The 26,982-nt window shown below is 42.3% G+C and carries 26 protein-coding genes; 14 read left to right on the top strand and 12 right to left on the bottom strand.

What is annotated here, in order from left to right; genetic code table 11:
- Positions 1-40 precede the first annotated feature (40 nt).
- From GSY63_RS13300 to GSY63_RS13275, 6 genes are all read left to right on the top strand, one after another.
- On the top strand, positions 41-706 hold the full coding sequence (locus GSY63_RS13300) for a hypothetical protein (protein WP_166586313.1): 666 nt from the start codon (positions 41-43) through the stop codon (positions 704-706).
- Positions 707-894: 188 nt separating this feature from the next.
- Entirely contained in the window at positions 895-1,557 is a 663-nt protein-coding gene (locus tag GSY63_RS13295) for a hypothetical protein (RefSeq protein ID WP_166586312.1), read from the top strand.
- Positions 1,558-1,811: 254 nt separating this feature from the next.
- Positions 1,812-2,267, top strand: a complete 456-nt coding sequence (locus GSY63_RS13290; protein ID WP_166586311.1) for a ferritin-like domain-containing protein — start codon at positions 1,812-1,814, stop codon at positions 2,265-2,267.
- A gap of 279 nt (positions 2,268-2,546) precedes the next feature.
- Positions 2,547-3,284 (top strand): acyl-CoA desaturase, encoded by a 738-nt coding sequence (locus GSY63_RS13285; RefSeq protein ID WP_166586310.1) that lies wholly within the window; start codon positions 2,547-2,549, stop codon positions 3,282-3,284.
- A 48-nt stretch (positions 3,285-3,332) separates the two neighbouring features.
- Positions 3,333-4,586, top strand: a complete 1,254-nt coding sequence (locus GSY63_RS13280) for a pyridoxal phosphate-dependent aminotransferase (RefSeq protein WP_166586309.1) — start codon at positions 3,333-3,335, stop codon at positions 4,584-4,586.
- A gap of 187 nt (positions 4,587-4,773) precedes the next feature.
- Positions 4,774-5,853, top strand: coding sequence for an AI-2E family transporter (locus tag GSY63_RS13275; protein ID WP_166586308.1), 1,080 nt, complete (start codon positions 4,774-4,776; stop codon positions 5,851-5,853).
- A 23-nt stretch (positions 5,854-5,876) separates the two neighbouring features.
- Here the strand turns inward: GSY63_RS13275 and GSY63_RS13270 are convergent, their stop codons facing one another.
- Together GSY63_RS13270 and GSY63_RS13265 are read right to left on the bottom strand one after the other, a co-directional pair.
- Positions 5,877-6,488, bottom strand: coding sequence for a class I SAM-dependent methyltransferase (locus GSY63_RS13270; protein ID WP_166586307.1), 612 nt, complete (start codon positions 6,486-6,488; stop codon positions 5,877-5,879).
- A 9-nt stretch (positions 6,489-6,497) separates the two neighbouring features.
- Positions 6,498-7,211 (bottom strand): hypothetical protein, encoded by a 714-nt coding sequence (locus GSY63_RS13265; protein ID WP_166586306.1) that lies wholly within the window; start codon positions 7,209-7,211, stop codon positions 6,498-6,500.
- A 60-nt stretch (positions 7,212-7,271) separates the two neighbouring features.
- Here GSY63_RS13265 and GSY63_RS13260 point away from each other — a divergent pair, with 60 nt between their 5' ends.
- The 3 genes from GSY63_RS13260 to GSY63_RS13250 all read left to right on the top strand — a co-directional run bounded on the left by GSY63_RS13260 (position 7,272) and on the right by GSY63_RS13250 (position 10,027).
- Positions 7,272-7,982 carry an SAM-dependent methyltransferase gene (locus GSY63_RS13260; RefSeq protein WP_166586305.1) on the top strand — a complete coding sequence of 237 codons (711 nt, stop codon included), beginning with the start codon at positions 7,272-7,274 and terminating at the stop codon, positions 7,980-7,982.
- On the top strand, positions 7,982-9,577 hold the full coding sequence (locus tag GSY63_RS13255; RefSeq protein ID WP_166586304.1) for an FAD-dependent monooxygenase: 1,596 nt from the start codon (positions 7,982-7,984) through the stop codon (positions 9,575-9,577). The genes GSY63_RS13260 and GSY63_RS13255 overlap by 1 nt, the downstream gene beginning before the upstream one ends.
- An 84-nt stretch (positions 9,578-9,661) precedes the next feature.
- Positions 9,662-10,027 carry a response regulator gene (locus GSY63_RS13250; RefSeq protein WP_166586303.1) on the top strand — a complete coding sequence of 122 codons (366 nt, stop codon included), beginning with the start codon at positions 9,662-9,664 and terminating at the stop codon, positions 10,025-10,027.
- Between the two features lies 1 nt (position 10,028).
- On the opposite strand, the gene miaE is transcribed toward GSY63_RS13250, so the two are convergent.
- The 6 genes from miaE to GSY63_RS13220 form a co-directional block, all read right to left on the bottom strand.
- Positions 10,029-10,628 carry a tRNA-(ms[2]io[6]A)-hydroxylase gene (miaE, locus tag GSY63_RS13245; protein WP_317168567.1) on the bottom strand — a complete coding sequence of 200 codons (600 nt, stop codon included), beginning with the start codon at positions 10,626-10,628 and terminating at the stop codon, positions 10,029-10,031.
- A gap of 113 nt (positions 10,629-10,741) precedes the next feature.
- On the bottom strand, positions 10,742-10,918 hold the full coding sequence (locus GSY63_RS13240) for a hypothetical protein (RefSeq protein WP_166586302.1): 177 nt from the start codon (positions 10,916-10,918) through the stop codon (positions 10,742-10,744).
- 103 nt (positions 10,919-11,021) lie between these two features.
- A complete protein-coding gene (nadD, locus tag GSY63_RS13235; RefSeq protein ID WP_166586301.1) occupies positions 11,022-11,594 on the bottom strand; it encodes a nicotinate (nicotinamide) nucleotide adenylyltransferase in 573 nt (190 codons plus the stop codon).
- A gap of 93 nt (positions 11,595-11,687) precedes the next feature.
- On the bottom strand, positions 11,688-12,257 hold the full coding sequence (gmk, locus tag GSY63_RS13230) for a guanylate kinase (protein WP_166586300.1): 570 nt from the start codon (positions 12,255-12,257) through the stop codon (positions 11,688-11,690).
- A 98-nt stretch (positions 12,258-12,355) separates the two neighbouring features.
- Positions 12,356-13,231, bottom strand: coding sequence for a YicC/YloC family endoribonuclease (locus GSY63_RS13225; RefSeq protein ID WP_243749226.1), 876 nt, complete (start codon positions 13,229-13,231; stop codon positions 12,356-12,358).
- Between the two features lie 129 nt (positions 13,232-13,360).
- A complete protein-coding gene (locus GSY63_RS13220) occupies positions 13,361-14,887 on the bottom strand; it encodes a SulP family inorganic anion transporter (protein ID WP_166586299.1) in 1,527 nt (508 codons plus the stop codon).
- Positions 14,888-15,108: 221 nt separating this feature from the next.
- Here GSY63_RS13220 and GSY63_RS13215 point away from each other — a divergent pair, with 221 nt between their 5' ends.
- On the top strand, positions 15,109-15,771 hold the full coding sequence (locus tag GSY63_RS13215) for a hypothetical protein (protein WP_166586298.1): 663 nt from the start codon (positions 15,109-15,111) through the stop codon (positions 15,769-15,771).
- Here GSY63_RS13215 and rnc read toward each other — a convergent pair.
- Genes rnc through GSY63_RS13200 form a run of 3 tightly spaced genes read right to left on the bottom strand, consistent with a single transcriptional unit; the run spans position 15,760 to position 18,003 of the window.
- Entirely contained in the window at positions 15,760-16,485 is a 726-nt protein-coding gene (rnc, locus tag GSY63_RS13210) for a ribonuclease III (RefSeq protein WP_166586297.1), read from the bottom strand. The genes GSY63_RS13215 and rnc overlap by 12 nt on opposite strands.
- 7 nt (positions 16,486-16,492) lie before the next feature.
- Positions 16,493-17,746, bottom strand: a complete 1,254-nt coding sequence (gene fabF / locus GSY63_RS13205; protein WP_166586296.1) for a beta-ketoacyl-ACP synthase II — start codon at positions 17,744-17,746, stop codon at positions 16,493-16,495.
- A 20-nt stretch (positions 17,747-17,766) separates the two neighbouring features.
- Positions 17,767-18,003 carry an acyl carrier protein gene (locus GSY63_RS13200; protein WP_008508386.1) on the bottom strand — a complete coding sequence of 79 codons (237 nt, stop codon included), beginning with the start codon at positions 18,001-18,003 and terminating at the stop codon, positions 17,767-17,769.
- Between the two features lie 168 nt (positions 18,004-18,171).
- Between GSY63_RS13200 and GSY63_RS13195 the strand changes: the two genes are divergently transcribed.
- The 4 genes from GSY63_RS13195 (at position 18,172) to GSY63_RS13180 (ending at position 24,490) form a co-directional block, all read left to right on the top strand.
- Complete coding sequence (locus GSY63_RS13195) at positions 18,172-18,591, top strand: IPExxxVDY family protein (protein WP_166586295.1); 420 nt, start codon at positions 18,172-18,174, stop codon at positions 18,589-18,591.
- 73 nt (positions 18,592-18,664) lie between these two features.
- Positions 18,665-20,101 carry a pyruvate kinase gene (pyk, locus tag GSY63_RS13190; RefSeq protein WP_166586294.1) on the top strand — a complete coding sequence of 479 codons (1,437 nt, stop codon included), beginning with the start codon at positions 18,665-18,667 and terminating at the stop codon, positions 20,099-20,101.
- 107 nt (positions 20,102-20,208) lie between these two features.
- Entirely contained in the window at positions 20,209-20,643 is a 435-nt protein-coding gene (locus tag GSY63_RS13185) for a hypothetical protein (protein ID WP_208094540.1), read from the top strand.
- A 544-nt stretch (positions 20,644-21,187) separates the two neighbouring features.
- Positions 21,188-24,490 carry a vitamin B12-dependent ribonucleotide reductase gene (locus GSY63_RS13180; protein WP_166586292.1) on the top strand — a complete coding sequence of 1,101 codons (3,303 nt, stop codon included), beginning with the start codon at positions 21,188-21,190 and terminating at the stop codon, positions 24,488-24,490.
- Between the two features lie 190 nt (positions 24,491-24,680).
- Here GSY63_RS13180 and GSY63_RS13175 read toward each other — a convergent pair whose 3' ends face one another.
- Positions 24,681-26,777: an LruC domain-containing protein gene (locus GSY63_RS13175; RefSeq protein ID WP_166586291.1), complete on the bottom strand. Its 2,097-nt coding sequence runs from the start codon at positions 26,775-26,777 to the stop codon at positions 24,681-24,683.
- Positions 26,778-26,982 lie beyond the last annotated feature (205 nt).

Genomic DNA, 26,982 nt, shown 5'->3' with positions numbered 1-26,982 from the left:
CAGATTCGGCGTATACATACGCATATCTTATCCATAGCCTATGAACCTGAAATCTACATTCAAAACACTCACAATACTTTGCCTGCTTGCAACCCTAATTACCGCTTGTAAAAAAGACACTTCAGCTCCTGATGATGAAACTACAAGCACATCAAATAGCTACCAACCCCTAACACTGAATTCTAACTGGAAATACGCTGTCGATTTCCCAACGAAAGACACTACCGTGATGACCATTACATCGGGCACCAAAACCTTTAATGGCAAAGTGTATCAATCGATACAGAGTAAAGGCAAAAGCGGTACCTCCACAGGTTATTATTTTAACAAAGACCACTTTTTTAACATGCGCAACAGCGCCGCAGGCACCGGCGACGTAATTGATTTTACTTATTTAAATGATACGGCAAAGGTAAATTATACCTGGACGGCCAAAATCACAGACGATGGCACACTTGATGGCATCCCCGCCCGGATGACAGGCAAAATTGTTGAAAAAGGAATCTCAAAAACCATATCAGGCAAAACTTACAGTAAGGTTATCCATACTACCGTTAACTTGCAATACGCTTTGAGCGGCTCCAGTTACGACACTTATGCTACCTACGACTTTTACGTGGCCCAGGGTATAGGCATTATAGAAATAGACTCCAGTACTTATGGAATTACCAGTACAGTGAAGTTGATTGGGTATGATATAAAGTAGTTGAAAATTACTTTAACGTTTATTAAAATAGGCTGATTGCAGGGTACTGCCAATCACAAATTTCGCACAATTACTAATCATTTAGTGTGACTTCTAACTTAGGCATCCGGAACCCACGGTAAAACACCCTGTTCATTTTGCATCATTCCTCAAAATATCTATTTTAGGACAAAACTTAAACTTTATACATGATACATCTAAAAAATGCATTTGCTACAATGGCGGCAGTCTGCCTCATTACAACCCTTTTTACATCATGCAAAAAAAGCGGCGCAGATTCGCCGGATACTGCAACTTCCGATACTTATCAGCCGCTTACACTTAATTCTACCTGGAAGTATGCAACAGATTACCCTGCCGTAGATACAACCGTAATGACCATGAGTTCGTCAACTCAAACTTATGGTGGAAAATCCTATCACGTGGTACAAAGCAAGGCCAAAGTAATTGGCAATGCAAACACTTATTTTTATAATGGCAATCACGTTTATAACTGGAGAAATAGCTCGGCGGGAGCAGGGGACATCGACTTCACTTACCTCAACGACACCGCCAAAGTAAACTACACATGGAAGGCAAAAGTTACAGATGATGGCACGATAAGCGGCATACCAGCACAAATGTTGGGTAAAATAATTGCCACTGGTATTTCCAAAACCGTTGCAGGCAAAGCATATACCAATGTAATTCACACTACGGTACAGCTGCAGTATGCACTTACCGGCTCCACCTACAGCACTTTTGCTACTTATGATTTTTATGTTGCTAAAGGTATCGGCATTATCGAAATGGACGCCAGCACCTATGGGGTAAAAAGCACATTTAAGCTGCTTAGTTATACGATAAAGTAGTTAATAAGTAATTTATCGCTGCGGTTTCAGCACCCGCAGTTGGTAGACATATTTTGTGAAGCTTTATCTGGACAAGTGTTCTGAAAGGATTTGCTTGATAAATAATCTAATCTAAAATCCCCTCCGCAACGTCTTGCGGAAGGGATTTTAACTTTTAATATAATAATAATAATCCATAATTAACCAATGGCATACTAATTGCAACCTACCTCTTGTATTGCAAACGCAATACAGTATTACAAAAATCTATTATTATGGAAACCATTGAAAAATCAGTTGAAGTTTTAAACGACTTAATAGAAATCAACAATGACCGTGTTGAAGGTTTTGAAAAAGCAATTGCAGACCTATCTGACAATGATGCCGACCTGAAATCACTGTTCCAAACTTACTCGCAACAAAGCCGCAAAAACACCCAGGAACTTACCCAGGCGGTAACCAAATACGATAACGATGTGCAAATCGGCTCGAGTGTAAGCGGCGCCATTCACCGTGCGTGGATTGATGTTAAAGCTGCTTTTACCGGTAAAGACCGGGCCAGTATTTTATCAGAGTGCGAGCGTGGTGAAGATGCCATAAAAAAAGCTTACCAATCTGCGCTAAACAGCGGTGACCTCTCTGGCGAACTATCCGTAATTGTATCGCGCCAGGCACAGGAGCAAAGACTTGCCCACGACAAGGTGAAAGCTCTGCGCGATAGCGCCAAATAATAAGATATTAAAAACTTTAATAACAAAAGGGGCGCTTAGTAACTGAGCGCCCTTTTTGTTATTGGTGACGTACTTTTGCCAACAATAATTTATAGTAAAATAAATAATAAATGACTGTTAAATAGCACAATGAATAGGCCTTAGTTGCAACAAAAACAGCAGTTGATCGTTTTACATTGTACTAACTGCACCAACAAGCCATCAAAAACTGACAGCTTGTAGACAAAATTTTTCGTACTTTCGCAGCATTTATAAACGCCTACATATAATACCGTTATAGTGATTATTCTTATATTCTTTCTGGCACACTGGTTTCTGTCGCTCTTTTTCCAAACTTTCTTTCTACACAGATACGCATCTCACAAGATGTTTACTACCCATAAGTTTTTTGAGCGCACATTCCACGTTATGACCTTCATTTGCCAGGGTTCATCATTTTTAAACCCTAGGGCTTATGCTATTATGCATCGTGAACATCATGCTTACAGCGATACAGAGAAAGACCCGCATTCGCCGCATTTCTTTACTGATGTTTTTCAGATGATGTGGAGAACAGTGATCAGTTTCCGCGAACACGAAAAAAGACTTAGAGAGCCTGAAGCTCGTTTTAAAGGCAATTACCCAGAATGGCGTTTACTCGATTACTATGGCTCTACCATGGTGTCGCGCGTTATTTTCGGTTTACTATACGTAGCTTTTTATGTTGCATTTGCTACACAATGGTGGATGTACCTATTGTTGCCTATCCATTTTATGATGGGCCCTATCCATGGCGCTATTGTTAACTGGTGCGGCCACAAATATGGCTATGCCAATTTCGATAATAACGACAAATCGAAAAACACTACGCCTTTCGACTTTTTGATGCTCGGCGAGTTATTTCAGAATAACCATCACAAGCACCCTAATAGCGCTAACTTTGCTAAACGCTGGTTCGAGTTTGATCCCGTTTACCCGGTTATGAAGGTGATGCACTGGGCGCGCATTATCAGATTGCGCAAACCGGCATACAACTAAAATAATTAATAGCCTGCCAAAGGCTACGATAATAATAAGTATACAACCATGAGCACTTCACACCTGGCCCAAACCCTCAGAGGTTCTGAGATTATTAAGATTGGCGCCGAGATTAATGAGCTGAAAAGACAAGGCCAACAAATAGCCAACTTAACCATTGGCGATTTTGATGCTAATATTTATCCGATACCTGCCGAACTAAAGCAAGGCATTATTGATGCATATGAGCACAACCAAACTAATTATCCGCCGGCGGATGGTGTTGCTGCCCTGCGTCAGGAAGTGTCTGCATTTTTGAAAAAACATTATGGTTTAGACTACAGCGCCAATCAGATCCTGATCAGCAGTGGCTCTCGCCCATTAATCTATTCTACCTTTTTGGCTTTGATTGATAAAGGTGATAAAGTGGTTTACCCTGTACCATCATGGAATAACAACCACTATTGCCACCTGCTTTCGGCTAACGAAGTACAGATTGAAACCCGTGCCGAGCACGATTTTATGCCAACAGCAGATGATATCCGTCCGCACTTAAAAGGCGCTACCCTGCTGGCATTATGCTCTCCACTGAACCCAACCGGCACCATGTTCGATAAAAAGGACCTGGAAGAAATCTGTGACCTGGTTATCGAAGAAAATGCATCACGTTTACCAGGCGAAAAGCCGTTGTACCTGATGTACGATCAGATCTACTCAAAACTTACCTTCAACAAAGAGCACGTAGACCCGGTTAGTCAGCGCCCGGCGCTGAAGGATTATACCATTTATATCGACGGTATCTCTAAATGCCTTGCAGCAACAGGTGTGCGCGTAGGCTGGGGCTTCGGTCCTGAGAAAATCATTGGCCAAATGCGTTCGATAGTTGGCCACATGGGTGCCTGGGCTCCAAAAGCCGAGCAGGTTGCCACAGCCGAATTTATCAAATCTGAAGAACCGCTGAATAACTATCTCAATCATTTTAAAGGCGAGATACAAACCAGCCTTTCTACCTTATACGATGGTTTTCAACAATTAAAATCTGAAGGTTTCAGCGTTGACGCTATCCAGCCAATGGGTGCTATTTATTTAACTGTAAAGGTTGATTACGTTGGCAAAACCACCCCAACCGGCGAGGTGCTTAACTCACCAGCAGATATTAATTTCTATCTGATTAAAGAAGCTAAAGTAGCTTTGGTTCCATTCTCGGCATTCGGTACTGATGATAGTGTTACCTGGTTCAGGGCTTCGGTTGGTACTTGTACTCACGAAGAGATTCGCCAGATGATACCGCGTATTAAAGATGCGCTTGCTAAATTAAGTTAGACGTTGTACGTTTTACGTATAACGCTCATAAATATTAAAGCCTTGGGATTAATAAATCCTGAGGCTTTTTTCATTTCCGGCAAGGCCAATTAAAACATAAATCAACTAAATTGTATTTAGGTATTTAAACACATACGTTTTACTTACCCCCAATTTACGTAAAACGTCTAACATCCCTTGTAGTAAGATGACAGACAGAAAATCGGCCGAGAAGGTAAAGAAAGAACTAACCTATATCCAAAAAGTGTGGCACACTGTTGCCATAGTTGCATTACTGGTTATGGTGATATTAATAGCTCGCGTTGCTTTTAACGTGTTGTTGATGGTACTTGCCGGCGCACTTATTGCCACTTATTTTCATGGTCTCGGGGATATTATTCAGCGTAGAACAAAATGGGGGCGCAAGCCGGCCATGTATGTATCTGTCGGTGGTACGTTCATCCTCTCGGCTGCGTTACTTTGGTTTATGGGGGCCAACATTCAGGTGCAGATCAAGGAGTTAAGTGACACCCTGCCGCACACAGTACAAAGCGCCAAAATTAAACTTTCGCATTCGGAGATCGGACAAAAAATACTCGATTATACTTCCACCGACGACAATTCGCAAAAGCTCGTAGCAACAGCAGGGCAATTTTTCAGTACCAGTTTTGGGGTGCTTGGCAATATCTATATCATTTTATTTTTGGCCATATTTTTTACACTCAGTCCATCCGTGTATAAGGATGGGATTATCCTACTCGTCCCGTCTGACCGGAAAGATCTCGCCAAATGCATCATCGACCGTATTAGCCTATCGTTAAAAGGCTGGCTCAAAGGCATGTTGCTTTCTATGGTATTAATAAGCATTATGTTGTTTATCGGCTTAACTATAATGCATATCCCGGCTGCGTTGGTATTGGCGCTTTTTGCCGGCATGTTAAAAATCATACCCAACTTTGGTTCATTGGTTGCCATGATACCGGGCGTACTCTTAGCACTTACCGTCAGCTTCAATACAGCCATCATCGTTTCGCTTATTTATATCGTATCACAAACTATAGTAAGCAATGTGGTTACGCCAATTATACAAAACAAAATGATTAAGCTCCCCCCTGCATTAACCATTATTAGCCAGGTTTTAATGGGGACACTTTCAGGGGCGTTTGGAATTATACTGGCTGTTCCGCTTTTATCAATTGTGTTTATTTTGGTTGATGAGCTCTACGTAAAGAAGATAAACGAGCCCGAAAATCAAACTAAAAACACCAACCCCGCATTGGCGGATTGAATGCATGAGACAACTTATATCTATTAAACTTTCTGCAAACACCAGGTAGTCATGCACCGCAAGTTTTGCACGTTGGTGGTTTTAATAGGCTCATAAAGCAGACCGTTAAGGCTTTCGGTATATTGAAGCAGCAAGTGCTGGTTAACCAAAAAACGTTCGCTGCCATCTGGCAAAAGATAGCGACCGTTGCCTAAGCTCTGTACGAGTGTTTCAATCCCGATATCTGATGCAAGCCTGGCGAATAAATACCCTCCGGGCTTCAGCACCCGCCACATCGAGTGTATCATGTGATCAAAATGCTCGGAGTTATTGGCAAAGTGCAAGACCGCACTACTGATCACCAAATCAAAATAATTATCGTTAAAGGGAAGTTTCTCAGCCGATGCAACTACAAAATTCTCAACTGAATTAGCAGGAGCCAGGGTTTGTGATAATTGCTTAACTGCTGATACCGCATCGGGATTAGGATCGATGCCATACACCTCGTAGCCATTCTTTAAAAAATAGATCAGGTTACGCCCGCCTCCGCAGCCTGCGTCGAGTACCTTGTTGCAATTATTGTAAGTGCCTTTAAGTAGTTGATCGAAGAGGTAAATATCTATGTTACCGTAAAGTTGCTGAAGGTCCGATTGCATGGACCGAACTTACGCTGCAGAAATGTACTTCACAAGGCTTTTTTTAGCCACAGGCAATAAAGTTTGCTCCAGTGGGAAGGTAATATCACTTTGTACATGATACACCGCAGGGTTGGGCAGGTGCTTGCGATGCTTGACCAGATCCAATTTAATAGATTCGGGTGTGGTAACAATACCCTGCTCAAAGGTATTTATAAACTCGGTGTTGATACCTCGGTATTGGTCGTCTTTATTTTCGAAAAATGTAATATGATACTCGTAAACCCAATTAGTTTTGCCTTTGCCATTACGCAACGTAAAATAACCGTGAAAGGGCAGTAGGGGTACTACACCTACCGGATCGATATTGATACGACTTTCTACAAAATCATATAGCTCTTTACCGAGCTGTATAGCCGGATCCATTTTGTTGATGGCATAGGTGATAATGCGCTCAATTTCAAACATGGAGTTATCATCGGCCACCATCTTTTTGTAGGTAAGTGTAACCGCTTCTATATCGGCCTTACTTAAACGTTGCGGAAATGCCTGTTGTAATACGGCCTTGTTATGCTTAAAGTCCATCAGGTTGTTGTAATGGAAAATCAAGTCTGTGAGGTTTGGATATAGCCGTGTTTTATCAAAATGGCAGTTAATTTCCTGGAGATAATCGAGCAAAATGTATTTCTTATGCTCAAAGTCAATACAACCGTCAATAAACCAATTAATACCTAACGATTTCATTTCTGATTAACTCCTTTCTGTTACCCTTAAATTAAATTAAAAAAAGCAACTTTGCAATATATGCCCACCGGAACACTTTATCTGATACCAGTTCCGCTTGCCGATGCTGCAGCGGCAAAGTCTTTTACGCCCTACCTGGTACAAACCATTAACAGCATTACCGAATATATTGTAGAGAATGAGAAAACCGCACGCCGTTTTTTAAAAGAGGCCGGGTTGCAAATTCCTCAAAGCCAACTGATACTGCACGATTATGGCAAACACAGCCGCAACAATGAAATCGGCACATTTTTTACCGGGCTAATGGCCGGCCGTGATGCCGGGCTCATGAGCGAAGCTGGTTGCCCCGGCGTAGCCGACCCCGGTGCGGATATTGTTGCCGAAGCACACCGTCGCGGTATAAAGGTAGTGCCGTTGGTTGGGCCAAGTTCTATCCTGCTGGCCATTATGGCTTCCGGATTTAATGGGCAAAGCTTTACGTTTCACGGTTATTTGCCTATTGATAAAGGCGACCGTAGCCGCAGGCTTAAAGAGCTGGAAAACCTGGCCGAACGTTTTAAACAAACGCAGTTGTTTATAGAAACACCTTTCCGCAACAATGCGTTATTAGAAGAAATGTTAAAAACCTGCAAGCCCAATACGCGTTTATGTATTGTCTGCAATTTAACAGGCGAAGACGAACTGGTGAAAACCCAAACCATAGCGGCGTGGAAAAAAGCCACACCCGATCTTCATAAAAAACCGACTATCTTTTTACTTTTTCATGCCTGATGAAGTTAATAAGCCAAAACACCAAAGTATTAATTATAGGCGCAGGGCCGTCGGGTTTAATGATGGCCGCTCAACTGCTTAGATACGGCATTGAACCTATTATTATCGATAGTAAACTTGGCCCTACAGATTATTCTAAAGCACTGGCCGTTCAGGCGCGCTCTATGGAAATCTACAGGCAAATGGGTTTGGTTGATGAGGTGTTAAAAGGCGGTAAGCCCAATACTGGCTTACATTTTTTTTATGATGGCAAACTAAAAAGCACTTTAGAAATTGTTAATACCGGTGAGGGCGAAACCCCTTACCCATACATCTTTATTTACCCTCAAAGCAAAAACGAACGGGTATTAATAAATGATCTGACCCAAAAAGTAGTGCCGGTTTATTGGGGCACTACGCTAAAATCGCTTAAACAAAACGCCAAATCGGTAGATGCTATAATTACCGGCGATGGCGAAGATGTTACCATAACGGCAGATTGGGTAATTGGTGCCGATGGTGCGCATAGTGAGGTACGCCATCAGCTTAATATTCATTTTAATGGCGATACTTATCCCCATTTATTCTACCTGGCCGATTTTGTATCCAACCACGACGATGAATACATTGGACTTAATCTAAGCGCTAAAGGCTTCGCTGGCTTTTTCCCTACTTCTGAGAAGAATGGCTATCGTTTAATTGGCAGCATGCCGAACCAGTTGATGGACAAAGCCGATGTAACTTTCGACGACATCATCCCATTTACTGAGCAGATTACGCATAAATCTTTAATTGTAAACAAGTGCAATTGGTTTACAACCTATAAGCTGAGCCACCGCATGGCCGATAAATTTAGAAGTGGCAGGTGCTTTTTAATCGGCGATGCAGCGCATATCCATTCTCCTGTTGGCGGGCAGGGTATGAATACCGGTTTACAAGATGCCTATAATCTGGCCTGGAAACTGGCTGGGGTTATTAATGGCAAGCTATATGAAACAACATTGAATAGTTATGCCGCGGAGCGGATGCCGGTAGCCAGTCAACTACTTAAAACCACCGATAGGCTGTTTAACATCATCATGTCGAAATCGTGGTTCTCACAGGGGTTGAAAAAATATGTACTACCGCAAGCCTTGCAATTGTTGTGGAAAAATGAGTCCATAAGAAAAGCCTTTTTCCAGCGGGTGTCACAGCTAGATATCAATTATCGACACAGTAACATCAATCTGCATCTCAGCCACGCACATCGAATCAAAGCCGGCGACCGCCTGCCTTATTTGAAGTTATATGATGAGAAGAAACAGGTAGAAACAGACTTACATGCCTGGTGCAGCAAGCCAGGATTTACCCTGATACTTTTGGGGCGCTTGCCCGAAATGGAACTATTGGCCTTTGCCCGCTGGATTACGCAGTATTATGGCCCGGGATTGAATTTCTTCTATCTGCCGCCTTCCGATAAAAATCAGCACATATTTGATGCTTTTGAGGTAAAAACAGATCATGCTAAAGCATTGGTGGTAAGGCCCGATAACTATATCGGCTTTTTAAGTGATACCGTTGATATGGACATCATTAACAACTATCTGCATAGCAATGCAGGGCTTATTCGCCTTTAGTTATTACTGATAAACAGCTTATTATATTTTATATGGCACAATCATTGTATCATTATATTAATATATGTATAATCTGTTATCATAATGAGCAAGCGCATTTTAGTTGTAGACGATGATCCGGGAGTATTGGAGGTATTAACAGACATACTTTGTGAGTATCAGTTTGATGTTAAACCTATAACCCGTGGCGAGAAGGTATTTGATGAAATTAATGGATACCACCCCGACCTGATATTAATGGATGTTATGCTATCTGGCATGGATGGCCGAAATATTTGTAAAAGTATAAAATCCGATCCTAAGCTAAACTGGATACCGGTAATACTGCTCTCGGCAAATGTAAATGCCTATAACGTAATGTTTGATAAGGGGGCCCCTAATGATTTTCTATCCAAGCCTTTTGATATGAATAATCTTATAGACCGCATTGAACGCCAGCTAACCGCGTAATTTAGCCGTGTATAGTTTCGGCTTTGCCGTAGTTTTTGATTACCTCTGCTTCGTAAACCAGAAAATCTTCCCAGCGTTTATCTACATCTATCCCGTCAGCATATTTCTTTGCAAACTTCAGGAACATGGTGTAATGGCCTGCCTCGCTGATCATTAGTTCGCGGTAAAATTCAGACAGTTCCGGGTCTCCGATATTTTCAGACAATACCTTAAAACGTTCGCAGCTGCGAGCCTCTATCATGGCTGAAAACAGCAAACGGTCAACGCGCTGAATGCTCCTACCCCCGCCTTTGGTCAGAAACTTAAATAGCTCGTTCACGTAGTTATCTTTCCGCTCGCGGCCCATAGTATATCCACGTTTAATAATAATGTCGTGTACGCGCTTAAAATGATCCATTTCCTCGCGCACTAAATCGGCCATTTCCTGCACAAGGTCACTAAGGTCAGGGTTTTGTACAATAATAGTTATGGCATTACTGGCTGCCTTTTGCTCGCAATAAGCATGGTCTGTTAGTATCTCTTCGATATTACTTTCTACCACGTTTTTAACCCAAAGAGGGTCTGTTGGCAGCTGCAGTTTTAAAATGGTTTTCTCGCTCACAAAAGTAAAGATACGCGAAACAGTGTTAGGAATTATATGTGGATTGGGTACACTTCTTGGAAAGCGGGTGTAGCACAGAGGTGAGAATATGCTACCGCCCGAGTAATTGTTAATTACATTGCAAAAACAGCAGGTTGAACAGGGGCTTCGGCCGTAACCTCGCGATTTTTAACCTGTGTCCTTGCTTTCTCAATGTTCTGCCATAGCAGTAACTCATCTACCAGTTCATCAACAGAGAATGTATCTGGCAACTGATTAATTAGTTCGTAAACTTTGTGCTTCGTTAACATATTAATCTCTTTTTTCTTGTGGACAAAGATACAGTTTTACCTATACGAGGATCAACTTTATACAAATTTGACAATTTGTTAACGTGGCAGGAAAAAGATTGTTTTACCGGTATAAATTCTTGTTCTCAATAAATTTCAGAACTGGGTCTGGCACAAAGTATTGCACATTTTTTTTTGCTGCAATAGACTTGCGGATGAACGTTGCTGACAGCTCCATCAAGGGCGTCATGGTGATAGTTACAGAGGGATGATTTGCCAAATCTGCATTTTCATAGCCTGGCCTTGGGTATACAAAAACGCGGTAATCGCGCAAAATAAGCTTATAATTTTTCCATTTGGGCAACGAGATCAGGTTATCCGATCCCATTATTAAAGCAAACTCGTGCTCAGGATATTTTTCCTTAAGCAGGGTTAGGGTGTCAATGGTGTAAGACGGCTGCGGCATCTTTAGTTCAACATCGCTTACTGAAATGTTTTCAGAGTTATCAGTTGCCAGGCGAGCCATTTCCAGCCTATCGTAGGTGTTAATCAGGTCGCCTAGTTTTTTAAAAGGGTTTTGGGGCGATACCACCAGCCAAACCTTGTCTAGTTCGGTATGGTTGGCCATATAATTAGCAATAATTAAATGGCCAATGTGCACAGGATTAAAAGAACCGAACAGTAAGCCTATCTTCATTTTCTAACAACTGATTTTCGCAATAATATAAGCAATATATTATAAAATCAACAAACAAAAAACCAATTGATTGCTAAATTAAAATCAAAAAGCTTAATTGTTTATAAAATCCTTCACCAACTGTTCTGCTTCGTTACAAGCGGTAGTCAAATCGTGGTTTTTTAGAATAACATCAAATCGAGGCGCATAGTTTAGCTCCTTTTCGGCTTTTTCGAATCTCTCTTCCAGCTTCTGTGCACTATCAGTACCGCGGCCGGTAAGTCTTTCTTTCAATACCTCTAACGATGGAGGTTGTACAAATATAGCCAAGGCCTGATGCCCGTATTTACGTTTTAGGTGAAGGCCACCCTCCACGTCGATATCAAATATTACGGTTTTACCGGTTTTCCAGATTCGCTCTATTTCTTCGCGGAGCGTGCCATAGAATGTGCCTGAGTAAACCTCTTCAAATTCAACAAAGTGCTTTTTGGCAATGCGGTGCAAAAATTCTTCTACACTGATAAAATAGTAATCTTTACCATGTTGTTCATCGCCGCGGGCATCGCGGGTGGTAGCCGAAATAGAGAATTCCAGCTCTGGCATTTTAGAAAGCAGGTGATGTACGATGGTGGTTTTACCAGCGCCAGATGGGGCAGAGAATATAACCAGTTTACCTTCGGGCATATTGTATAAGTTGATTGGATGAGCAGTTGATTAAGTTGATTGGGTTGATCATTTTGAACTTATTCAACCTAATCAACATTTTAAACTAAATCAACTAACTACAATACGTTTAACAGTTGTTCTTTAATTTTTTCGAGTTCTTCTTTCATGCCTACTACCAGCTTTTGGATAGCAGCGTCATTGGCTTTTGAGCCAAGGGTATTAATTTCCCTGCCTATCTCCTGCGAAATAAAGCCTAACTTCTTACCATTGGCATCTGCGCTTTTAAGGGTTTCTAAAAAGTAGTCGCAATGGCTTTTAAGCCTTACTTTTTCTTCGGTAACATCAAGCTTATCTATGTAGTAGATCAGTTCCTGTTCCAGGCGATTCTGATCAACATTTTCGCGGCCAACGGCATCGGCCAGGTAAGTGTTTAAACGCTCACGAACCTGGGCTACACGCTTAGGTTCTTCGATAATTACCTGTTCCAAATTTTGTAGGATGATAGCAATACGGCCTTTCAACTCGTTCTCCAACACATTGCCTTCATCAACCCTAAATTGTTGAAATGCAGCCATTGCCTGTTTAAAGGTGCTTTCGGCCATCTTCCACTGCTCATCAGATAAAGTCTCCTCGTCGTACTTAACCACCTCTGGTAAGCCCAGGGCTAATTGCAACAGATTAGTAGCAGGCTCGTTTAAGCTCTCGCTTACTGCCTTTAACTGATCGTAGTATTGTTTCAGTAATACCGTGTCGATACCAGCAGCTTTAGTTGGGCCTTCTGTTTGCTCAATGTTAATGCTGAGGTTTACTTTGCCACGCTCAATCTGCTTGTTGCAGTCGGTACGCAGTTGAAATTCTTTCTCAGAAAATGCTTTGGGCATGCGCAGCGACAACTCGAGGAATTTACTATTGAGCGATTTGATCTCAACTGTATATTTGGTGCTGCCAGAGTCGGAAACAGCTATGCCGTACCCTGTCATTGACTTTATCATGTGCAAAGATACAGTTTTGTTGGTAAAATTGAATAGTTGATTATCCAGTTGACTAAGTTGACTGAGTTAAGCCATTGATTACGTTGTTTTTAGCACTTCGAAACTCACTTTACCCAATCAACCCTTCACTTATTCTACCCGATATCCCGGATCTTCGAAAATATTTACGTCAATCACAGCTTCCGCGTTTTTTAGCAGCATGCGACAATCGTCGCTCAGGTGCTTGAGATGGAGCACTTTACCGGCCTTATGATAACGATCGGTGAGTTTGTTTAAGGCATCAATGCCCGACATATCGGCTACGCGGCTGTCTTTAAAGTCTATGACTACTTGCTGCGGATCACCGGCCACATCAAACTTCTCGTTAAAGGCCGTTACAGAGCCGAAAAAAAGCGGGCCATATATCTCATAATGTTTAACACCTTCGGCGTCGATATACTTGCGCGCCCTGATACGCTTGGCACTTTCCCAGGCAAATACAAGCGCCGATATAATAACACCAATTAAAACCGCCAATGCCAGGTTGCGCAACCAAATGGTGATTAAAGCCACCAAGATCCCGACAAAAATATCCTGTTTAGGCATTTTGTTAATAATACGGAAGCTCAACCACTCAAACGTGCCAATAGCCACCATAATCATTACTCCCGTCAGCGCCGCCATTGGCACACGTTCTATAACCGGCGCACCTATTAAAATAACCAGCAAAATGGTAAGCGCAGCGATAATGCCCGATAACCTCGCCCGCGCGCCCGCCGACAGATTAACCAACGTTTGGGCTATCATTGGGCAACCACCCATCCCATAAAAGAAACCATTTAGTATATTGGCACTACCTTGCGCAATACATTCACGATTGCTATTGCCTTTGGTGGCGGTCATCTCGTCGACCAAATTCAATGTTAACAAGCCTTCTGTTAAACCCACACCAGCCATAATTAGAGCGTAAGGAAAAATGATTTGCAGCGTAACCAGATTAAAGGGAACCTGCGGAATATGAAATGGAGGGAAACCACCGCTTACGGCGGCAATATCTTTAACCATTTTGGTATGTATACCAAAACCTAACACTACTAAAAACACAATAATAATAGCAATCAGCGATGGTGGAACAGCTTTAGTTATGCGCGGCCATATCATCACAATGGTCACGGTTAGCGCCACTAAGCCACCCATAATTAACAGCGGCGAACCTGTGAGCCAATGCTCCTGTCGGTTAGTTACCGTTTTAAACTGCTCCAACTGCGCCATAAAGATGATCACTGCCAAGCCATTCACAAAGCCATACATTACCGGTTGAGGCACCAGCCTGATAAATTTGCCCAGTTTAAAAAGCCCCACCAGTATTTGTACAACACCGGCCAGCGCCACCGCGGCAAATACGTAATCTATGCCGTGTGATTTCATGAGCGCGATGAGCACAACAACTGTTGCGCCCGCACCACCCGATATCAAACCAGGTCTTCCCCCAAATATGGATGTAACTAAGCCCATAATAAAGGCTGCATACAAACCAACTAATGGTGGAAAGCCTGCAAGGATTGCGAACGATAATGATTCTGGGATCATCGTCATGGCGACGGTTAGGCCGGCTAGAATTTCATTTTTATAGTTTACTTTCTGAGAAAAATCGAAGAGATTTAAGGAGGACTTCATGTACTGCAAAGGTAGTGAATTAGTGGGTGGTTGATTGAGTTGAGTAGTTGATTAAGTTTTATTCTAACCATTTAACTTGTTCAACCACTCACTAGTGTTTAACACTTTTTCACATTTGCGTGACTTGCTTATGGTTACCTTTGTAACTTATGTTTAGGGGAACTTTAAGAATACTAATACTTTGTTTATGTGCTATTCCACTGTTTTGCCATGCGCAGCAGGTGGAATCGGTAAGGGGTATTGTGTTTAAAAAAGGCATGCTCGAAAAAATTGCCGACGCAGACATCACCAACCTCAAAACCAACGTTACTACAAAAAGCAATCTTTACGGCGAATTTAATACAAGAGTAAGTGTAGGCGATACCTTGTTGATTAACAAGGAAGGCTTTACTCCATTTAAACAGCCAATTACCAGCTTTAGCACCTTATACATTTCATTGCTGCCCAGCATTACCTTAAACCAGGTAACCATAAAAGGCCAAACCAAAAAACAAGAATTAGATGAGGTGATGGGCGTATACCGCAGCAAAGGACTTTACTTCGACGGCAAACCACCACCGTTGGCTTACGTGTTTAACCCGCTGACAACCATTAACGAACTCTTCGGCAAAACAGCTGGCCAGCAACGCAGATTTGCACAGTTTGCCAAAAATGAAAATGAAGCCACGCAAGTGGACCGTAAATACACACCCGACCTGGTTTCGAGAACTACAGGTTTAAAGGGGGATAGTCTGCGCTTGTTTATGTTAAGCTACCGACCAGCACATGATGATATTGTGAAATGGGGAGACTACGAGGTGATTGTATATATCAAAAAATCGTACGAATCTTTTAAGAAGACAGGCTTTATAACCCCTGTAAATATCTTTAAATCAAATCCCTAAAGCTTCGCAAGCTTTTTCGGCTGCCAGTTTTTCAGCGTGCTTTTTACTAAACTCTTTACCGAGGCCCATTACTTCGCCATCAACATTTACAACAATGGTAAATAATTTAGTGCTTTCGCCTTCCTGGTTAGGGATGTGTTCAAATATAATATCCTTACCGTGACGCTGGCACCATTCTATCAACTTACTTTTAAAGTTGGTTTCGGTTTGCTCAAGCGTATGGATATCAATGTGAGATTTAATGATATGGTTGATCAGGAAGTTTTTAGTGAAATCGTACCCTTTATCCAGGTAAACTGCACCAACCAATGCCTCAAAAGCATCGCCCAATAATGATCCTTGCCGGGTGGCACTGATCATGCGGTTATCGTATTCTATCAGCTTTTCGAAGCCTAGTTTTCGGGCAAGTTGGTTAAGATTGGCACGATTAACAATCTTAGAGCGTAGTTCGGTTAAAAAGCCTTCATCTTTATAAGGGTACAGTTTAAACAGCACTTCGGCCACAACACTGCCTAAAACAGCATCGCCTAAAAACTCTAGGCGTTCGTTGCTGTTCTTTACCCCCTTCTTAACACTCTGTGCTACAGACTTGTGGCGAAAAGCCAACCGGTATAAAGACAAATTGCCCGGCACAAAGCCGAGCAAATTTTTCAATGTCTTTACGTACTTTCTGCTTGGGGATAAGTAAAGTTTATAAAACCGTCTTACTGGCATTCAAAGATTATTCTTCGTACTTTTTAAATATCACCGAAGCATTATGACCACCAAAACCGAAACCATTACTTTGGGCAGCACGCACTACACGTTGCTGAGCCTTGTTAAAGGTAAAGTTGATTTTAGGATCGAACGCCGGATCATCAGTAAAGTGATTGATCGTTGGCGGTATAATGTCGTGTTTAACAGCCAAAATAGCTGCAATAGCTTCAACCGCACCGGCAGCACCCAAAAGGTGACCTGTCATTGATTTGGTAGAGCTAATGTTGATACGGTAAATCTCTTCGCCGTAAGCTTCTGTTATGGCCTTAACTTCCTGCGGGTCGCCTATTGGTGTAGATGTACCGTGTACATTCACATAGTCGATATCTGCAGGGGTCATGTTAGCATCTTCTAATGCTGCTTTCATTACCAGTGCAGCGCCTAAACCTTCGGGGTGCGGAGCAGTCATGTGGTATGCATCGGCACTCATGCCGCCGCCCATCATTTCTGCATAAATTTTCGCACCACGCGCTTTAGCGTGCTCCAGCTCTTCCAGTATAATAGTACCTGCGCCTTCACCGGCTACAAAGCCGTCGCGGTCCAGATCAAACGGACGCGATGCAGTTGCAGGGTCATCATTACGGGTTGATAAAGCGTGCATGGCGTTAAAACCACCAATACCAGCTTCATTGATAATAGCCTCAGATCCACCTGTAATAAACATATTAGCCTTGCCCAAACGTAAGTACGTAAAGGCGTCAATCAACGAGTTGTTTGATGAGGCACATGCAGATACAGTGGTGAAATTTGGTCCGCGTAAACCGTATTTGATAGAGATATGGCCAGGGGCAATATCAGCAATCATTTTAGGGATAAAGAAGGGATTGAAACGTGGATTACCGTCGCCCTTTGCAAAGTTCACAACTTCGTCTAAAAACGTTTTCAGACCGCCAATACCCGAACCCCAGATAACACCTATACGGTTGGTATCCAGTTTATCGAAGTCAAGGCCGGCATCTTTAACCGCTTCTTCGGTAGCATAAAGTGCATATTGAACAAAGGGATCGAGCTTACGGGCGTCTTTGCGGCCCAGAAAAGCATCGGCATCGAAATTTTTTACCTCGCAGGCAAACTTTGTTTTGAAATTGGTTGTATCAAAACTTTTAATAAAGGCAGCCCCACTCACTCCATTGATCAAACCGTCCCAGTATTCTGGAACGCTATTGCCAATAGGAGTAAGTGCGCCAAGCCCGGTTACTACAACTCTTTTAAACTCCATTTAAACGTAGTAAGAGGAGCTTATTTAACGTTTTTTTCAAGGTAAGCGATAGCCTGGCCAACAGTACCAATAGTTTCAGCCTGATCGTCAGGAATAGCCACGTTAAATTCTTTTTCAAACTCCATGATTAATTCCACGGTGTCTAATGAATCTGCACCCAGGTCGTTGGTGAAGCTTGCTTCTGGTGTAACTTCACTTTCGTCAACACCTAATTTTTCTACGATAATAGCTTTTACTCTTGAAGCGATATCAGACATGGTCTTTGATGTTTAATTGATTAATAAATTTTCTGTGCAAAGAAAGTCAAATTCTATTAAATATCAAATCTAAAATCTTTGCATAATTTTTCGGCTAATTAATAACAAAGTTTTAGGCCTACGGTTTCAATTAGTAGTTTTACACCATAATTATATAATATACTGATTTTGAACAAGCGGATTTTAAAGTTTGAGATCGATCTGGACTTTGTACTTATCGCCGTAACTTCCTCTTTAAAGGACTATCGCATCTGTTATTATATTAATAAACAGTTAAATTTTAACTTCGTAAGGCAGCAAGATTTGGCTGTTGACATACACCATAGTAATGATCCGGTGCTGTTTTCTATCTTCCACCATTACTGGGAAGCGAGTGAAACAGATTTCTATTTTATTGCCAACAGAGGCTCTGACGGCCTTTTAATACCCGAAATGCGTGGCGTTGATTATTTTCTGATGATCAAAAATTACATCGATCCGAAAGATCTCGACACCATGATTACCCAGTTAAATAAAATAACAGAAATAGTAGCCGCTGTAAAGATTGATCCTAAAAAAATAAAATCCCGTGAAAATCTTTTATTTTAGCGCAAAATTTAAAAACGTCTATAATATAACGACTTTACATTATATAGTATAGCCAGTTTAACCCCGCATTAATATGAAATTATCTTATAACAGAACCAAAATTGTGGCTACCATGGGCCCGGCTTCGGCCAAAAAAGAAACTTTACTGGCCATGGTAAAAGCAGGCGTAAATATTTGCCGCTTAAATTTTTCGCACGGTAAAGCCGAAGATCATCAAAAAGTTATCGATACTATTCGCGAAATTAACGAGCAGTACAAACTTAATATCGGTATCCTGGCAGATTTACAAGGCCCAAAAATCCGCATTGGTTTAGTTAAAGATGGCGGTATCCATTTAGTAAATGGCAAACACGTAAAAATTACCACCAATGAGTGTATTGGTGACGACGAGCAGATCTATATCACTTACGAAACGTTCCCTCAGGATGTTCAGGCTGGCGAAACTATCTTATTAGATGACGGTAAACTGCAGCTTAAAGTAATTGAGACCAACAGAAAAGACACTGTTATTTGCGAAGTATTACACGGTGGTATCTTAACCTCACGCAAAGGCGTTAACCTGCCAAACACTAAAGTATCTATCCCAAGCTTAACCGAAGAAGATTTGGTTAACCTGGAGCAAGCTTTAGCTAATGATGTAGAGTGGATCGGCCTTTCTTTCGTACGTAACGCAGAAGATATTGTTGAATTAAAACGCATTATTGCACGTAACGGTAAAGCATCACGCGTTATTGCTAAAATTGAGAAACCAGAAGCTATTGAAAACATCGATGCTATTATCGAAGTAACCGACGGCGTAATGGTTGCCCGTGGCGACCTGGGTGTTGAAATGCCTTTGGAAGAAGTTCCATTGTTGCAAAAAATGATTGCACGCAAATGCCGTGCTGCTTCAAAACCGGTTATCGTTGCTACCCAAATGCTGGAGTCTATGATCACTACCCCGCGCCCAACCCGCGCTGAGGTGAATGACGTAGCTAACTCTGTATTAGACGGTGCTGACGCAGTGATGCTAAGCGGCGAAACCTCAGTTGGTGAATTCCCGGTTATCGTTATCGAAACAATGGCCAAAATTGTACGCAACGTTGAAGAAATGGGCTACCCATATAACAGCAACAAAGAGGTTAACGAAGATCCGGCTTCACAAAACTATTTGAGCGATGCACTTTGTGGCTCGGCAGTTTATTTATCTGAGCATACCAATGCAGTAGGTATTGTGTCTATGACAACTTCTGGTTACACCGCTTTCCAGATTTCGAGCTACAGACCAAAAGCAGGTACTTATATCTTTACCTCTAACAGAAACCTGCTTAACGCATTAAGCTTACTTTGGGGCGTAAAAACTTTCTACTATGATGGCTTAGAAAGTACTGATAAAACCATCAGCGATGTAAACGCTATTTTGAAATCTGAGAACCTGATCGATGCAGGTGATGTTGTGATCAACACTGCTGCTGTGCCAATTGCTGCACAAGGCAAAACTAATATGCTGAAAGTGACCGTTGTAGAGTAACATCTGCTTAACGAAACACGTATAAAAGAGGGAACGGTTATAATAATCGTTCCCTTTTATTGTTATATAATATTATCCCCGTTAATTAAACTAGAGTGCAAAAATATTTGAGCCAGCGGTCAAATCTGCTGATCCTTATTGTAGAAGTCGTATTATTGGCAGTAAATATTCTTGCTCTTTTCAATGATGCTTCATTCGTAATTACCAGAAAAGTAGCTCAAGCCCAAATACTACGGGTAGAGAGAGTAAAATCACCCAACCCATATAAAGTAACTTTAAGATACGACAATCAGTATCTTAATGCTACTGTTATAAGTTACGTTGATGATATAGACCGTTCATACGGTGAAGGATTACAAAAAGTAAAAACTACTGTAGATGTTTACTATGGCCGATATTTCCCAGGAGAAATTTACCTGGCAGACTATAAACATCCAAATGCACGGTTCTTACTGCTATACCCCATTTTTATGCTGGTTATAGGCATTGCGATATACTATCAGATATCGGCCAGACGAGCGCTCAAGCAACAAGTTGTTTAAAGCATGAAAAGGGAATGATTATATAATCATTCCCTTTTTTATTTTTTAGTTCGGTTGTTACCGGCTTATTGTCGGTTTTGTGTTCTGGCCTGCGGCAAACTATTTGCCTGCGGTTGTACGGCCGGGAGGGGTATTAACTCTTACGTTTCGATTAGTAAACTTCAGCTCTAAAAACCTTGCCTTGAAGTTTACCAATTTTCGCGAAGCGATAATCCCAATACATTCTTAATATACTCATAACGCCGTGTTTTAGTAAAATTTTTTGACCAGTATTTAACGTAATAGTTTAATGTACTTAATATTAAAGATACTTTAACTTAGCAAAAGTATGAAATTTTTATTTAAAAGTTGCTATTTTAATAGTTTTCAACACATACAATGCATTGTAAATCAAATAAATAAATTTTAATTTACAATTTCACGGCACTTTTAGTAAACAGGTGTTGAAAACTCAGGAATGCAACCAGAAGCCCAGAAAGATAAATTTGAGTTAAAACCTCCTTATCCCTTTTTCAGGTAATTACTTTAACACAAATTTAACGTTATGGGCAAGAGCATTACTAAAAAAGCGGGCCAGCAAGGGCTTAAGTTGAGCAGATACTTCAGCAAAGAAGGTACCGGTGTTTATGATCTTTTTAATTACGAAAAGCGATCGTCGGTGATCCGCAATCCATCCGGAGATGCCGTGTTTGAGATGAATGATGTTGAAGTACCCTCAGCATGGTCGCAGGTTGCCACAGATATACTTGCCCAAAAATATTTCCGCAAAGCCGGTGTCCCCCAACCCGATGGCTCTCTCGGATCTGAAAAAAGTATAAAACAAGTTGCCCACCGCATGGCCAACTGTTGGAAAGACTGGGGCCTGCGTTACAACTACTTCGCCACAGCAAAAGACGCCGATATATTTTACGACGAAATTGTTTACACCATAGTTGGCCAGCTGGCTGCACCAAATTCGCCGCAATGGTTTAATACCGGTTTGCATACTTCTTACGGCATTACCGGTAAACCACAAGGCCATTACTACGTAGACCCCATTACCGAAGAACTTACTAAATCTACCTCTGCATACGAGCGTCCCCAACCACATGCATGCTTCATCCTTTCTGTTGATGATGATCTGGTAAACGACGGTGGTATTATGGACCTATGGGTACGTGAGGCGCGCATCTTTAAATACGGATCTGGAGTAGGCACTAACTTCTCCAAAATTCGCGGCGAAAGCGAAAAGCTTTCGGGTGGGGGCTATTCATCTGGCCTAATGTCATTCCTCAAGATCGGCGACCGCGCAGCAGGGGCTATAAAATCGGGGGGAACCACTCGTCGCGCGGCCAAAATGGTTTGCCTCGATCTAGACCATCCGGAAATTGAAGGATTTGTAAACTGGAAAGTTGAAGAAGAAAAGAAAGTAGCTGCGCTGATAGCCGCCGGCTACTCGTCTGACTATGAAGGCGAGGCCTATCGCACTGTATCAGGCCAAAACTCCAATAATTCGGTACGCATACCCAACAGCTTTTTTAAAGCGCTTAACAACGGTGAAAGCTGGGGATTAACCAGCCGCATGACCGGCAAAGTGATGAAATCCATTTCTTCGCAAAAACTTTGGGATGATATCGCTTTTGCAGCTTGGGCATGTGCCGATCCCGGGGTGCAGTTTGATACCACTATTAACGAATGGCATACCTGCCCCGAAGGTGGCCGCATTAATGCGTCGAACCCTTGTTCAGAATATATGTTTCTGGATAATACCGCTTGCAATTTAGCCTCCATTAACCTGGCACATTTCTTCGATAAAACAACCCGCGTTTTTGACGTAAAAGGATTTGAACACGCCTGTCGTATATGGACTATAGTTTTGGAAATTTCCGTATTGATGGCTCAGTTTCCATCAAAAGAAGTGGCTCAACTCTCATACGATTACCGCACCCTCGGTTTAGGTTATGCCAACTTAGGCTCAGCTTTGATGGTTAATGGCATTCCTTACGATAGTAATAAAGCACGGGCAATCGGCGGTGCAATTACAGCTATAATGACCGGCACTGCCTATGCAACTTCGGCCGAGATGGCCCGCGAGCTAGGCACTTTCAGCCGTTACACAGAAAATAAAGATCACATGTTGCGTGTAATGCGCAACCACCGCTACGCGGCTTATAACTCTACCGAGAATTACGAAGGTTTGGAGATATTACCTCCGGGAATAGATCAGCGTAACTGCCCGGACTATCTATTATCTGCGGCATGCAATGCATGGGACAAAGCAGTAGAAATGGGCGAACAGTATGGATACCGCAATGCTCAAACTACCGTAATTGCTCCTACCGGAACCATTGGTCTGGTAATGGATTGCGATACCACAGGTATTGAGCCCGACTTTGCCCTGGTTAAGTTTAAAAAGCTATCAGGTGGTGGCTACTTCAAGATCATCAACCAGGCAGTACCCGAAGCTTTACAAAATTTAGGTTATCAGGAACACGAGGTTACCGCGATTGTTAATTATGCCAAAGGAGCCGCTACCCTAAACGGCGCACCGCACATTAATCCGCAAACTTTACTAACAAGGGGTTTTACCGAAAATGATCTGGAAAAACTGGATAAGGCGGTAGTTTCTGCCTTTGAAATTGGCTTTGTATTTAATATCTCGACTTTAGGCGAGGACTGCTTAAAACGCCTGGGCTTTACAGCAGAACAATACAATTCGATGGATTTTAATCTGTTGCGGGCTTTGGGTTTCAGCAAAAAGCAAATTGCCGAAGCCAACGAGTACGTATGCGGCACCATGACCATTGAAGGTGCGCCTTACCTAAAAGTAGAACATTACCCGATATTCGACTGCGCTAATAAATGCGGAGCGAAAGGAGAGCGTTATATCCACGCACATGGCCACATCAAAATGATGGCTGCCGCACAACCTTTCCTATCGGGCGCCATATCTAAAACCATTAACCTGCCTAACGAAGCAGTGGTTGAGGAGATCAAAGATTGCTACGAACTCTCGTGGAAACTGGGCTTAAAAGCTAACGCGCTTTATCGCGATGGCTGTAAATTATCGCAACCGTTATCCACCAAATCCGATACCAAGGAAGAAGAAGATAAACTGGAAGCCGTTGAAGAAGTTTTGGGCAAAGCTGCCGAATTAAAACTCAGCGACCTTACTCCCGAACAGGTTTTGGAGGCCGCCATGGCCATCATGGAAAAATCTAAGGACACCGAATTTATGCGCAAGCTGTCGCGTGTGGTGCAGAAGAAAACCCTGCCTGCTAAACGGCGCGGATTTACGCAAAAAGCCAGTATTGATGGGCAAACAGTCTTTGTTCGCACAGGCGAATATGAAGATGGCACCCTGGGCGAAATATTTGTGGATATGCATAAAGAAGGGGCAACCTTCCGCTCATTAATGAACTGTTTTGCGATAGCCGTTTCTGTTGGTTTGCAATATGGCGTTCCGTTGGAGGAATATGTAGAGAAATTTACTTTTACACGCTTTGAACCTGCCGGTATGGTAATGGGGCACGATAATATTAAAAATGCAACCTCCATTATCGACTATATCTTCCGGATGCTGGGCTACGAATACCAGAACCGTACAGACCTGGTGCATGTAATAACCGAGCAGCACGCCATTATAGGCAATCCGCAAATAAAAGATACCGATATCAACCCCTATCAGAGCAATGTTTATCAGCCCGTGGCGGTATCAAGCCAAAGCCCTCAAAAACAGCTAAGTGTTGATTTGAGCATGGGCGTACAAAGCGATGCCCCCCCATGCAGCGTGTGTGGGCACACCACCCTTCGCAGTGGCACCTGCTACAAATGTTTAAACTGCGGCAATTCTATGGGTTGCAGTTAATTTGCCCTATCGATAGCAAAAGGACGGTTGTTTAACTTTTCCTTTTGCGTTATATATATAGTTAGTGTAATGTGTGAGCCCTGCTTTTTTTAGCGGGGCTTTTTTTGCGGGATATGCCGCGATGCTACGAAACAAAAAAGCCGCCTGCCCCATTACAGGCAGACGGCTCCTCTCAATCAATCGTTATATCTTATTTACTGTATATGTTAGCAGTATTACGGTAACCTGATGAGGTATTGGTATACCAATCTATATAGTTTGTGCCCGATGAACTTGCCCAATCGCTAAAGTGCAGGTAAGCCTGATTAATTGGAATAGTTTCTATCGGCCAGCTAAACGTATCGCTGAAGCTGATAGCCCAAGGCCAGTTTTCCTTGCTCAGGTAATAACGACCTGTGGATGGCGACGAGTTATCATCACCAGTACCAAATAAGGTTGTGGTAGCCTTATCGGTGGGTGCAAAGTTTGGTAAGTGCACCTCGTAACCACGGCGCAGGTTACTGATCAAAAATGGATTAAATGCCGAAACCGTTAATGTTGACGCTGCAACAGGTGAAGCAAAGTTAATATCGATGGCAGCCGTTTTTCCATTGGTGACCTTATCTTTAGTGGTCAACGTGTTTATAAAGTACGCCCCGTCAGGGTTTTTAATCAGCGCTTCGTGGTTGTCAAACGGAATGATAACCGCTTTGGTTTGGCCGGCTTCGACACCGTTAGATGCAAACTGAATATAACCGCTGATAGCCTGTTGACCCGTTACCGAGGATACAGCAGAAGCGGCGACCGGCAACTGCACACCAAAACCGTTATGGAACGATGCACCTGCAGCACCTACATTAAAGTTTCCTTTTAACTCAACAACCTGGTTTGATGCATTGCTGATGAATGCATATTGGTAGTTAACCAAAAGGTCATTCATGTCATAGTCGCCTTTGGTTGGAAAGTTGTCTTCAAAAGCCAAGGTAGCGTAAGTGCTTGACGTTGGGTAGTAGCTGATATAAGCACGGGTTGGATCATTAGGGAACGCATCCTGTGCATCGGCAACACCATCACCATCAGTATCACCACCACGGTCTATTGTAGCCACGTTAGTGCCCGATATAGCAGTAATAGGGTTAGCGGTAGCATATACAACCAAATCGTTAAAATCATTATCAGATCCGCCAGTTTGCCTGTTGGTGTCTTCAAAGCCCAGCAGGTAAAGCTTATGTACATCATCATATAACATCACCGAATGCTTTCTTAAAGCAGCTGTATTTTCAGGATTAAAGCTATCCTGTGAGTAGAATTTAGTACCTGTAGTGCTTACACCGCTACCAGTCCAGGCATTTTGTAACAGTACAAACCCAATAGAAGTACCTGCGCTGAAGGTTCCTAGTTTTACTTTATCACCTGAGATCAGGCCGCCGCCTGAACCTGATGATGAAGCATTAGGGAAAATATAAGTCACCTTATCGATACCGCCCAACAAAGTACCACCCGAAGATAATGTTGGCGGGTTGGCAGTTGAATAAGTATAATAGGCCAAAGTGTTTTGATATCCTGCACCCTCCGAAACAAAGGTTACCCATACATCAGAAGTTGCAGTAACGTTGATGGTGTTAACGGCTGTGGTAGCAAGGTAACTTGGATGAGTTGTTGTTAAAGGAGTTCCTTCTGGTAGTGACGCATTTACATACGACAATAACGAAGCATCAATAACATCGCCGGTTGCCTCCAGGTACGCAGGGCGGCCAAGGTTAGTTGGACTTTTAAAAGCATTTGATGTAGTGTAGCCTGTTGGATATCCAAAATCAGTGGTTAACAAGCCATTAATACGTACACTGCCTGTTGCGGTACTGGCGGCAGTATTGTTAATAGCATCGGGCATAATATCACCGCTATAACCCGTGCTGCCACCAATAGTGGCTGTAACTGCATTATTATTAATCACAGCAGTTGCGTTGTGCATCAGGCCGATGTAAGCAGGATCGATAACCAATTTATCGTAGTAAGCCGGCACGGTTAACTTAGCCGATATATTACCCGATTTATCAGTTACTGCCCTAAATAAAGCATCGGTGCTACCCGGCGCGTAAACACTTACCACAATACCGGCAAGCGCACTGTTGCCATTGTCTTTAAGCGACAAGTTTAAGCTTACATTTTTAGAAGTGGCAAAATTAAAACCATCTGGGGCAATCTTGTTAACAGGGGTTGTTGTGCCGCCATCGCCCGAATGGTCTTTCTTGCAGGATGCGAACAAAGCCGCACCGGCAACAAGGCAAAAAGTAAGAATCCGATTCATAAAATTAATTATCAGTAAATAAATTTTTTCGCCTTATACGCTCAATTAAATTAAAAGTTATATTAAAACAACAATTAAATAATTAAAAGTTACAATAGTCGCACAATAATTAACACAACTTTGTAATGAGCATCAGGAATTAATTTAAAATACGTAAGAGGAGATTTTTAGGCCGAGATCATTTTATTCATTTTGCCAATAGATA

This window comes from Mucilaginibacter agri (assembly GCF_009928685.1).
Classification (GTDB): domain Bacteria; phylum Bacteroidota; class Bacteroidia; order Sphingobacteriales; family Sphingobacteriaceae; genus Mucilaginibacter; species Mucilaginibacter agri.
The sequence above is the reverse complement of the archived record's forward strand: the minus strand, read 5'-3'. Positions and strand labels throughout refer to the sequence as shown.

Excerpts from the sequence above, each read along its gene's own strand:
- GSY63_RS13265 (WP_166586306.1), bottom strand. The coding sequence starts at position 7,211 with ATGAAATCGTTAGGTATTAATTGGTTTATTGACGGTTGTATTGACTTT.
- GSY63_RS13240 (WP_166586302.1), bottom strand. The coding sequence starts at position 10,918 with ATGTTAACGAAGCACAAAGTTTACGAACTAATTAATCAGTTGCCAGAT.
- GSY63_RS13225 (WP_243749226.1), bottom strand. The coding sequence starts at position 13,231 with ATGATAAAGTCAATGACAGGGTACGGCATAGCTGTTTCCGACTCTGGC.
- GSY63_RS13300 (WP_166586313.1), top strand. The coding sequence starts at position 41 with ATGAACCTGAAATCTACATTCAAAACACTCACAATACTTTGCCTGCTT.
- GSY63_RS13175 (WP_166586291.1), bottom strand. The coding sequence starts at position 26,777 with ATGAATCGGATTCTTACTTTTTGCCTTGTTGCCGGTGCGGCTTTGTTC.
- nadD (WP_166586301.1), bottom strand. The coding sequence starts at position 11,594 with ATGAAGATAGGCTTACTGTTCGGTTCTTTTAATCCTGTGCACATTGGC.
- GSY63_RS13280 (WP_166586309.1), top strand. The coding sequence starts at position 3,333 with ATGAGCACTTCACACCTGGCCCAAACCCTCAGAGGTTCTGAGATTATT.
- GSY63_RS13180 (WP_166586292.1), top strand. The coding sequence starts at position 21,188 with ATGGGCAAGAGCATTACTAAAAAAGCGGGCCAGCAAGGGCTTAAGTTG.
- GSY63_RS13295 (WP_166586312.1), top strand. The coding sequence starts at position 895 with ATGATACATCTAAAAAATGCATTTGCTACAATGGCGGCAGTCTGCCTC.
- GSY63_RS13260 (WP_166586305.1), top strand. The coding sequence starts at position 7,272 with ATGCCCACCGGAACACTTTATCTGATACCAGTTCCGCTTGCCGATGCT.
- GSY63_RS13200 (WP_008508386.1), bottom strand. The coding sequence starts at position 18,003 with ATGTCTGATATCGCTTCAAGAGTAAAAGCTATTATCGTAGAAAAATTA.
- GSY63_RS13220 (WP_166586299.1), bottom strand. The coding sequence starts at position 14,887 with ATGAAGTCCTCCTTAAATCTCTTCGATTTTTCTCAGAAAGTAAACTAT.
- gmk (WP_166586300.1), bottom strand. The coding sequence starts at position 12,257 with ATGCCCGAAGGTAAACTGGTTATATTCTCTGCCCCATCTGGCGCTGGT.
- GSY63_RS13275 (WP_166586308.1), top strand. The coding sequence starts at position 4,774 with ATGACAGACAGAAAATCGGCCGAGAAGGTAAAGAAAGAACTAACCTAT.
- GSY63_RS13255 (WP_166586304.1), top strand. The coding sequence starts at position 7,982 with ATGAAGTTAATAAGCCAAAACACCAAAGTATTAATTATAGGCGCAGGG.
- GSY63_RS13290 (WP_166586311.1), top strand. The coding sequence starts at position 1,812 with ATGGAAACCATTGAAAAATCAGTTGAAGTTTTAAACGACTTAATAGAA.
- rnc (WP_166586297.1), bottom strand. The coding sequence starts at position 16,485 with ATGCCAGTAAGACGGTTTTATAAACTTTACTTATCCCCAAGCAGAAAG.
- fabF (WP_166586296.1), bottom strand. The coding sequence starts at position 17,746 with ATGGAGTTTAAAAGAGTTGTAGTAACCGGGCTTGGCGCACTTACTCCT.
- GSY63_RS13250 (WP_166586303.1), top strand. The coding sequence starts at position 9,662 with ATGAGCAAGCGCATTTTAGTTGTAGACGATGATCCGGGAGTATTGGAG.
- GSY63_RS13270 (WP_166586307.1), bottom strand. The coding sequence starts at position 6,488 with ATGCAATCGGACCTTCAGCAACTTTACGGTAACATAGATATTTACCTC.
- pyk (WP_166586294.1), top strand. The coding sequence starts at position 18,665 with ATGAAATTATCTTATAACAGAACCAAAATTGTGGCTACCATGGGCCCG.